Source organism: Paenarthrobacter sp. 2TAF44 (genome assembly GCF_052114885.1).
GTDB lineage: Bacteria > Actinomycetota > Actinomycetes > Actinomycetales > Micrococcaceae > Arthrobacter.
This window is the reverse complement of the sequence record NZ_JBFRFP010000061.1, coordinates 1-654: the sequence shown is the minus strand read 5'-3', so window position 1 is coordinate 654 and position 654 is coordinate 1. Positions and strand designations below refer to the sequence as shown.

The window sequence follows — 654 nt, the reverse complement described above, 5'->3', positions numbered from 1 at the left end:
TGCGCTCGTCAAGTTTTTGAGACAGTTTCGTTGGTGTTAGGCGGCCAGGGGTTCCTGGGCGCGGTTGTAGTGGTTTGCGTGGGCGGCGGCCGGTGGGATGCCGCCGGCCCTGCGGTTGGGACGGCGGCGGTTGTACCAGCCTTCGATGTAGTCCATCACTCCGGTCCGGGCTGCGAGTCTGGAGCCGAATCCGTGGTGGTGGTAGAACTCGGTTTTGAGGTGGGAGAAGAAGTTCTCGGCGACCGCGTTGTCCCAGCACACCCCGACCTTGCCCATGGACTGGGTGACCCCGTTCGTGGCGCACCATTCCTGGAATTCGTCAGAGGTGTATTGGGTGCCACGGTCGGAGTGGAACACCACACCATGCTCGGCGAAACGGCCGTGGTTCCGTGCCATCTGCAGGGCTGCGGTGCACAGGCTTGCCCGCATGTGGGCAGCCATGGACCAGCCGATGACCATGCCCGAAAACAGGTCGATGACGGTGGCCAGATAAAGCCAGCCCTCGCCGGTGCGCAGGTAGGTGATGTCTCCGACCAGGCGGGTCCCGGGCACCGCGGAGGTGAAGTCGCGTTTGCCCTGTTCATCGAGCATGTGGTTCTCGATGTGGGCGGTCTTGGCTTGCGGGTCCTGGACCGTGGTCCTCTTCCAGGCCCG

Annotated in this window: 1 protein-coding gene; it reads right to left on the bottom strand. The window is 63.9% G+C overall.

The features are described 5' to 3' along the window. Positions 1-36 precede the first annotated feature (36 nt). Positions 37-654 (bottom strand): IS3 family transposase (locus AB4Z15_RS24945; RefSeq protein WP_442019405.1); only part of this gene is annotated, 618 nt, incomplete at its 5' end.